Genomic DNA, 8,288 nt, shown 5'->3' with positions numbered 1-8,288 from the left:
CTTGCGCTTCGCGCGTGCGCTTCGAGCGCTGTTCGCGCGGCCGGGCCGCTGCGCCGCTTCGCGGCGGACCCTCCTCGAGGTCGGGTCGTGCGGGGCTGGGAATGCGGTCATGGCGGACTTGAGTGGCGCCGTGCGGCTGGGTGTGCGGTAGGTGGCGGACTCGAGTAGCACTGCGTGGCTGGGTGTGCGGTAGGTGGCGGAGTTGAGTAGTGCCGTGCAGCTGGCAATTCGGTAGGTGGTGGACTCGAGTGGTGCCACTCGGGTCGTGCGGGGCTGGGATGCGGTCATCGCGGACTCGAGTGGTGCCACGTGGGCTGGGAATGCGGTGGGTGGCGGGCTCGGGTGGGTTGCGTGGGCTGGGAGTGCGGTAGGTGGCGGACTTTGTGGTTTGCTGACGCTGAATCGTGGTCGCACACCGTAGAATTCGGGGGGTGGCGATCCCTAATCAACCGATCGGCCCGACGGTCGAGCACCCGCAGGCGAACATGATTCTCGTGCTCGGGCTGCTCAGCCCGTTCTGCTGCGGGATCTTCGGGCCGGTCGCGTGGACGCTCGGGAAGCGGGCACTCAACGAGATCGACGCTTCCTACGGTGGGCTCAGTGGGCGTCATCAGGTGCTGATCGGGTACATCGGCGGGATCATCGGCACGATTCTGATGATCTGTTTCGCGCTGCTGTACCTGGCGGGGTCCTGCAACGGGAATTTCTGAGCTAGTCGAGGCTCGGGCGTTCGCCGGGGGCATCCCAGGCGGGCCACTCGTCGTTGACGCTGCCCGACCAGTTCGGCTGACGACGTTCCTTGAACGCCGTCATCGCCTCTCCGCCGTCGATGCTCTTGGCCACGTGCGCGTTGAGCTCGGATTCGAGCTGCCCGACCACGGCGGGGGTCATCCCGAGACTTTCCCAGATGAGCCGCTTGGTGAGGGCAACGGGGAGCGGCGCGGGGCCACCGGCGATGTCCTCGGCGACGGCCAGCGCGGTCGGCAGCACCTCGGCGGCGGGCAGGCTGGCATTGGCCAGGCCCATCGACTTGGCTTCGTCGCCGTCGAAGGTCCGGCCGGTGAGCATGATGTCGGCGGCGTTGGCGAGCCCGGCCAGGCGGGGCACGGTCCAGTGCGCGTAGCCGTCGGCGAGCACACCGCGCCGAACCTGGCTCAGGCCGTACACGGCGTCGTCGGCGAAATAGCGCAGATCGCACTGCAAGGCGAGGGCGAGCCCGATGCCGACGGCGTGCCCGTTCACGGCGGCGATCACCGGTTTACGCACCTGCCACGGTGACGGGTCGAGCGTTGCGCTCGCACCGCCCGCACCGGCCGACAGGTCGGCACCGGCGCAGAAGGCGGGCGGGGTACCGGTGATGACGACGGCGCGGATGGCGTCGTCGGTGTCGCAGCGGCGAAGGGCCGCCCCGAGTTCGGCCGTCATGGTCGCCGTGACGGCGTTGCGCTGGGCAGGACGGTTGAGCGTGAGCACCGCGACGCCCGCGCGGACATCGACCAGCAGTTCCGAACTCATGGGATCGAATGGTACTAGCGGCCGACCAGATGTCTGCCGATCGCGTATTTGTGGACCTCGGTCGGCCCGTCGTAGAGCCGGAAGGCGCGCATGTCGCGGAACAGCATTTCCACCACGGTCTCGTCGCTGATCCCGATCCCGCCGAGCACCTGCACACACCGGTCGGTGACCTTGAACAGTTCCTCGGAGACATACGACTTGGCCATCGACGATTCGTGCCTGGCCTGCTGCCCCTGGTCCATCAGCCAGCAGGTGTGCCAGATGGTCAGCCGACACTGGTGCAGCGCGATCTCGTTGTCCGCCAACATGAACGACACCCCTTCGTGCTGCCCGATGGGCTTGCCGAAGGCGGTGCGGGTGCGCGCGTGGTCGAGGGCGATGCTTTGCGCGCGTTCGGCGGCGCCCAGCCAGCGCATGCAATGGGTGAGCCGGGCGGGGGCCAGACGCAACTGGGCGTAGCGCAGGGCCTGACCGGTGCGGCCGAGCACCGCACTCGGCGGCAGCGTCAGATTCTCGAATCGGACCACCGCGTGCCCGCCCACATAGTTGCGGTCCATCGTGTTCATGATCCGCTCGATGACGATGCCCGGCGTGTCGGCCTCGGTGAGGAACAGCGTCGGCCCGGCGGGCAGGTGCGGGTTCTCGGCCAGGTCGGCCATGATGATCCAGGTCGCGGCGCCGTCGGCACCTGTGATGAGCCATTTCTGCCCATCGACCACGAAGTTCTCGCCGTCGAACACGGCCCGCGTGCTGAGCTGCCCGGGGTCCGAGCCGGCCCCGCCCGGTTCGGTCATGGCGAACACCGACCGCCGTTCCCCGCGGATCATCGGCATCAGATGCTGGTCGATCTGTTCGGGGTCGGCGATCTTGCCGAGCAGGTACATGTTGCCCTCGTCGGGCGCCGCGCAGTTCATCGCGACCGGCCCGAGCGTCGACCACCCGGCCGCCTCGTACACCAGCGCCTGCTCCACGTGGCTGAGCCCGAGCCCGCCGTACTCGACGGGCGCCTGCACGGTGAGCAACTTCTCGGCCCGTGCCAACTCGACCAGTTCGGTCCGCAACTCGTCGGTCGGGCCGTGCGCGGTGAGCCGCGGATCGCGCTCGAACGGCACGATCCGGTCGACGACGAACGCGCGCACCCGATCGCGCAGGGCGGCCAGATCCTCCGGTACCGAGAAATCGATCATGGATGAATCATCGCGCTGCCGTGCGCGGTCCGTGGCGATTTCAGCGCACGGGCGCGAGCTTGCGCTGCTGGTGTCCGACGACCCGGCACACCAGGTAGATGGTGAACGAGATGCCGGTGACGAAGGTCGACACCGGCACGCCGGGCGCCAGCGACAGCAGCAGCCCGCCGACGGCGGCGACCTCGGCGAAGATCACCGAGAGGACGGTGGCCCGCAGCGGGCTCGACGTCACCTGCGCGGCCGCGGCGGCCGGGGTGATGAGCAGGGCGAGCACCAACAGCGCGCCGACGATCTGCACGCCGAACGCGGCGGTGATGCCGAGCAGCACCGCGAACACCACCGACAGCGCTCGCACCGGCACGCCGCGCGCCACCGCCACCTCGGGGTCGGCGCTGGCGAACAGCAGCGGCCGGTACACCACGGCGAGCACGGCCAGCACGGCGGCGGTGCAGGTGAGCAGCAGGGCGAGCCCGTCGTAGCCGACGCTGGCGACCTGCCCGGTGAGCAGCGAGAACTTCGATCCGGCGCGGTCGGGGGACAGCCACAGGAACAGCACCGACAGGCCGAGCCCGAACGAGAGCACCACCGCGATCACCGAATCACGTTCGCGCGCACGCGAACCCAACCAGCCGAACAGCACGGCCGCGACCACCGAACCGGCGATGGCACCGAACCCGACGCCCACGCCGACGAGCAGCGCCGCCGCCGCACCGGTGAGCGACAGTTCGCTGGTCCCGTGCACGGCGAACGACATCTGCCTGGCCACGATGAGCGGCCCGATCAGCCCGGCGAGCAGGCCGAGCAGGGCGGCGGCGAGCAGCGCCTGCTGCACGAAGTCGTAGCCGAGCAGGTTCGCGGTGGTGCCGATGTCGAACATCGACGTGAGCACTTTGGTGAGCTTGTCCATCAGGCCAGGGCGTCCATATCGTCACCGGTGCCGACGACCACGAGCCGCCCGCGCACCCGCAGCACCTCCACCTCGGTCCCGTAGAGCTCCGAGAGGGTCTGCGAGGTCATCACCTCGTCGGGTGTGCCGATCCGGAACTCGCCGTCGACCAGGTACAGCACCCGGTCGACCAGCGGCAGGATCGGATTGAGCTCGTGGGTCACGAACAGCACGGCGGTGTCGTGTTCGCGGCGGCGCTTGTCGATCAGTTCGGCCACCAGGCGCTGGTTGGCCAGGTCGAGGCTGAGCAGGGGTTCGTCGCACAGCAGTACCGAGGGGTCGCCGACGAGCGCCTGGGCCACCCGCAACCGCTGCTGCTCGCCGCCCGACAGCGATTCGAGCGGGGCCTGCGCGAACTTCTGCGCGCCGACTGCGGCGATGGCGGCCTCGACCTGCTCGGCCCGTTCACCACGTTTGCGCCAGCCCAGGCCCCAGCGGTGTCCGTCCACGCCGAGCCCGACCAGATCCACGCCGCGCAACAGCACTCCGGCGTCGATCGTCTTCTGCTGCGGGATGTACCCGATGCCCGGATTGCCCACCCCGGCTCGCCGCCCGGCGATCTCGGCACTGCCCGCGGTGAGCCCGAGCGTGCCGAGCAGCACTCGTAACAGCGAGGTCTTACCTGACCCGTTCGGGCCGAGCACCGCGATGAACTCACCAGGCGAAACCTCGAGATCGAGGTCGCTCCACAGAGTCCGTTCGCCGAACGACATCGTGGCCGAGCGCAACCGGATCGCCGGATCCGCTTGCGCGCCGGCCATGCCTGCGGCAGGCGCGCCGGTCGTGCCGGGCGCCGACAGGGCGGTTGCGTCGGTCATGAGGTCCTCGATCGAGTTTTCAGCGGTGAGATCTCCAGCGGTCTGGATTCGGCGAGCCGGTTCGTCGGCAGCGCGAGTTCCGAGCGTCAGCGCAGAGCCGCGGCCAGCGCCTTGGCATTGGCCGTCTGCCACTGCACGTAGTCGACACCCTCGGGCAGCGTCTCCGTCACCTCGACCACCGTCACACCGGCAGCCTGCGCGGCCGCGCGCAGGTCCTGGGTGACCTTGTCCTGGGTCTGGGTGTTGTAGATCAGGGCCTTGACCTGCTTGCCGGTGATGAGGTCGCGGGTGGCGGCGACGGCGGCGGGGGACGGGTCGGTCTCCTGCTCGATCGCTTCCTGGAATTCGTGCGGAGTCTTGTCCTGTGCCTTGGCGGCCAGCAGCAGGTAGTGCGCCAGCGGCTCCGACTGGGCGACCGCCGCGTTCGGCGTCTGCGCCGCGATGGCGCCGGTGATGGTGCTGATGCCCATCAGCTGGTTCTTGAAGGCGACGGCGCGCTCGGTGTAGGCGTCCTTGTGCGGCGCGTCGATCTCGCCGAGTTCGGCGGCGATGCGGTCGGCCACGGCGGCGACGGTGGTGACGTCGTACCAGACGTGCTCGTTCTCGTCACTCTTGTCGGTGCGCTCCTCGAACGCCTCGACGGTCCGCTTGTCCTTACCGGAGATGGCTTGCTCGATGAACTCGTCGTAGTGGCCGCCGTTGAACACCACGAGCTCGGCGTCGCTGATCTTCGCGGTATCGGTCGCCGAGGTCTCGAACGAATGCGGGTCGGCGGCCGGATCGGTGATGATGGCGCTGACCTGGGCGTCCGGCCCGGCGACCGCGCTCGCGACCGAGCCCCACACATCGGTGGACGCCACGACCGAGGGAGTGCCGGACTCCTCGGAGCCACCGCCGCAGGCCGTCAGGACGGCGGCGACCGCCACTCCCGCCGTGAGACCGGCACACGCACGGGCGATTCGACTGTTCACGCGGGACTCCTGGGGCAAACCACGACCGGACCACACACGGCTGTGCGTCAGATCATAATGGAAATCGTTACCGTTTTAGATTAGCAGGAATGATGCTGGGGCGTGAACCAGGCCGCCTGTCGACAACGGCCGACGTTCCCCGTATGGAGAACGCCGGCCGTCTGCCGGAACTTCCCGCGCTCAGACCTGACCCGACGAGACCGGCAGGCGCGACTGCTGGCTCAGCAACTGAGCGCAGCGCAGCAGGCCGAGGTGGCTGTAGGCCTGCGGGTGATTGCCGAGGGAGCGCTCGGCGACGGGGTCGTACTCCTCGCTGAGCAGGCCGGTGGGGCCGGCCGCGGCGACGAGCTGTGCGAACAACGCCTCGGCATCGGAGCGGCGGCCGATCAGCAGATACGCCTCGACCAGCCAGGCGGCGCACAGGTGGAAACCGCCCTCGCCGCCGGGCAGACCGTCGTCGTGGTGGTAGCGGTAAACCGTCGCACCGCTGCGCAGTTCGGCCTCGGTGGCCACGACGGTCGCCGCGAAACGCGGGTCGGCGGGGTCGATCAGGCCGCTGAGACCGATGTGCAGGGTGGCCGCGTCGAGGTCGGTGCCGTCGTAGGCCGCGGTGTAGGACTGGACCTCCTCGTTCCAGCCCTTGGCCTTCACCTCTTCGGCGATCGTGTCGCGCAGGGTCACCCATTCGGGATCGATGGCGCGATCGAAACGCTGAGCGAGGGTGAGCGCGCGGTCGACGGTGAGCCAGCCCATCACCTTCGAGTACACGTGGTGGCGCGGGTTGCCGCGGATCTCCCAGATGCCGTGATCGGGTTCGGTCCAGCGCCGCTGCACCGCGGAGACCATGGCGTGCACCAGTTCCCAGTCGGCGTCGGGCAGCGCCTCGGCCGCGTCGGTGGCGCCCTGGCGTTCCCGTTCCTGCGCCAGGGTGGTGATGAGGTCGACGATCGGGCCGAACACATCGAGCTGCACCTGCATATTGGCCGCGTTGCCCACGCGCACCGGCCGCGAACCGGCGTATCCGGGCAGCAGGTCGATGACGGCCTCGGGCGGCAGCGTCTCGCCGTAGATCGTGTACAGCGGGTGCAGCCGCTCGGGGCCGGGCAGGGTGGCGAGCACCTTGTGCACCCAGTCCAGGAATTCCTCGGCCTCGGTGAGCGAGCCGAGCGTGACCAGTGCCTGCGCGGTGAGTGAGGCGTCGCGCAGCCAGCAGTAGCGGTAGTCCCAGTTGCGCACGCCACCGATGTCCTCGGGCAGCGAGGTGGTCGCGGCGGCGAGGATCGATCCGGACGGGCGGTGCACGAGTCCGCGCAGGGTCAGTGCCGAACGCTTCATCAGGTCCGGCTTGAGCGGCGGCAATTGCAGACCGCTCGCCCACTCGGTCCAGTACCGCTCGGCCAGCTGACGGCGCTGCGACTCCGGCGTCATCGACGGCGCGAGATCGGCAGTACCGCAGCGCAATTCGAGGACGACCGGCGCCACCGCCGGATCGACCACGGCGCGCGCCTGCTCACTGATGCCGTCGGAGGTGATCTCCCACTGCACGCCGGGGGAGCGGAGCACCATCGGATCGTTGGTGCCGCTCACCCGAAGCCCGTTGTGCACGGCCTCGATTCGCACCGGCACCTGCCCGAACTCCGGCCGCGGCGCGAAGTGCACGACGGCCTTGGCGGTACCGGTGATGACGCGGGTCAGATCGGTGCGGTTGGAGGTCACGTCGTGCGGCAGGTAGTCGGCCACTTGCAAACTGGCCCACCGGGTTTCGACGGTCATGGTGCCGTCGACATAGCGCTGCGACAACGGCAGGCTCGGCCGCTCCGGCGCCACCGAGAAGTGACCGGCCGCCGACCCGCCGAGCAGGTGCGCGAACACCGCCGCCGAATCGGGTTCGGGGTGGCAGAACCAGGTGACGGTGGCGTCGGGGGTGAGCAGGGCGACCGAGCGCGGGCTGGCGAGCATGCTCAGCCGCTCGATACGCGGTGCGCTGGCACCGGCGAGCCAGGTGCGCCGCTCCTCGACGAGGAACGCCAGCGCGCGCGCCACGTCCTCGGTGGAGTCGACGCGCAGCTTGGCCAGGCTCTCGCCCTCGCCGACCTTGATGCCCACATCGGGGCCCGACAGCACCCGGAAGGCCTTCTCGTCGGTGACGTCGTCGCCGAAGAACACTGCGGCCGAGGCGCTTTCCTGATGTCGGATCGTGTCGAGCGCGGTGCCCTTGTCGGTGGGGATCACCGCGAGTTCGATCACCGCCTTGCCCTCGGTGACCTGCACCCCGACCCAGCACGCCGGGCCCTGGCGCGCGGCATTCAGTGCGCGCCTGCCGATTTCGGGGCTGGCGTTGCGCACGTGCAGTGCGGCGCTCGCCGGTTTCATCTCCACGGTGACGCCGGGGTTGTCGGCGGCGATCTGGGCGAAGGCGGCGTGGATCTCCGAAAGCAGTTGCTTGGCGTCGTTGTCGATGGCATGCACGAAGCCGACATCGAACTCGGAGCCGTGGCTACCGATCAGCTGCACCTCGACGGGGAGCCGCGACAGCGCGGCGAGATCGCGTAGCGCCCGACCGGAGATCACCGCTGCCGTCGTATTGGCCAGCCCCGCGAGCGCGCGTAGCGCACTCACCGATTCCCGTTGGGGAAACGCTTTCGACGGGTCGGACACGATCGGGGCGATTGTCCCGTCGTAGTCCGAGGCGACCAATAGCCGTGGCACTCGTGCGACCGACGCCAGTGCACGGCGGACATCCAAGGGCAGTTCCTGTGCGCTCACGCATCCAACCTAGTGATGGGAGGAGTGGATCAGGGGGCGCCAAAAACAATACTGGGTCAATTCTCGCGCGCGAGCGGCGCGGCGG

Annotated in this window: 7 protein-coding genes; 1 reads left to right on the top strand and 6 read right to left on the bottom strand. The window is 69.2% G+C overall.

Going from position 1 to position 8,288, the window contains the following annotated elements; genetic code table 11:
- Positions 1 to 431 precede the first annotated feature (431 nt).
- A complete protein-coding gene (locus AB0F86_RS28075) occupies positions 432 to 710 on the top strand; it encodes a hypothetical protein (RefSeq protein ID WP_067495645.1) in 279 nt (92 codons plus the stop codon).
- Position 711: 1 nt separating this feature from the next.
- Here AB0F86_RS28075 and AB0F86_RS28070 read toward each other — a convergent pair whose 3' ends face one another.
- The 6 genes from AB0F86_RS28070 to otsB all read right to left on the bottom strand — a co-directional run bounded on the left by AB0F86_RS28070 (position 712) and on the right by otsB (position 8,203).
- A complete protein-coding gene (locus AB0F86_RS28070) occupies positions 712 to 1,515 on the bottom strand; it encodes an enoyl-CoA hydratase-related protein (RefSeq protein ID WP_225281368.1) in 804 nt (267 codons plus the stop codon).
- Positions 1,516 to 1,529: 14 nt separating this feature from the next.
- Complete coding sequence (locus AB0F86_RS28065) at positions 1,530 to 2,702, bottom strand: acyl-CoA dehydrogenase family protein (protein WP_181701176.1); 1,173 nt, start codon at positions 2,700 to 2,702, stop codon at positions 1,530 to 1,532.
- Between the two features lie 40 nt (positions 2,703 to 2,742).
- A complete protein-coding gene (locus tag AB0F86_RS28060; RefSeq protein ID WP_356986667.1) occupies positions 2,743 to 3,609 on the bottom strand; it encodes a metal ABC transporter permease in 867 nt (288 codons plus the stop codon).
- Positions 3,609 to 4,409 carry a metal ABC transporter ATP-binding protein gene (locus AB0F86_RS28055; protein ID WP_225281476.1) on the bottom strand — a complete coding sequence of 267 codons (801 nt, stop codon included), beginning with the start codon at positions 4,407 to 4,409 and terminating at the stop codon, positions 3,609 to 3,611. Before AB0F86_RS28055 ends, AB0F86_RS28060 begins: the two co-directional genes overlap by 1 nt.
- 143 nt (positions 4,410 to 4,552) lie before the next feature.
- The gene (locus AB0F86_RS28050) at positions 4,553 to 5,437 is read right to left on the bottom strand and encodes a zinc ABC transporter substrate-binding protein (protein ID WP_356986668.1); all 885 of its coding nucleotides are present in this window, start codon (positions 5,435 to 5,437) and stop codon (positions 4,553 to 4,555) included.
- A 180-nt stretch (positions 5,438 to 5,617) separates the two neighbouring features.
- On the bottom strand, positions 5,618 to 8,203 hold the full coding sequence (otsB, locus tag AB0F86_RS28045; RefSeq protein WP_356986670.1) for a trehalose-phosphatase: 2,586 nt from the start codon (positions 8,201 to 8,203) through the stop codon (positions 5,618 to 5,620).
- Positions 8,204 to 8,288 lie beyond the last annotated feature (85 nt).

This window comes from Nocardia sp. NPDC023733 (genome assembly GCF_040639775.1).
GTDB classification, from domain to species: domain Bacteria; phylum Actinomycetota; class Actinomycetes; order Mycobacteriales; family Mycobacteriaceae; genus Nocardia; species Nocardia rosealba.
The sequence above is the reverse complement of the archived record's forward strand: the minus strand, read 5'-3'. Positions and strand labels throughout refer to the sequence as shown.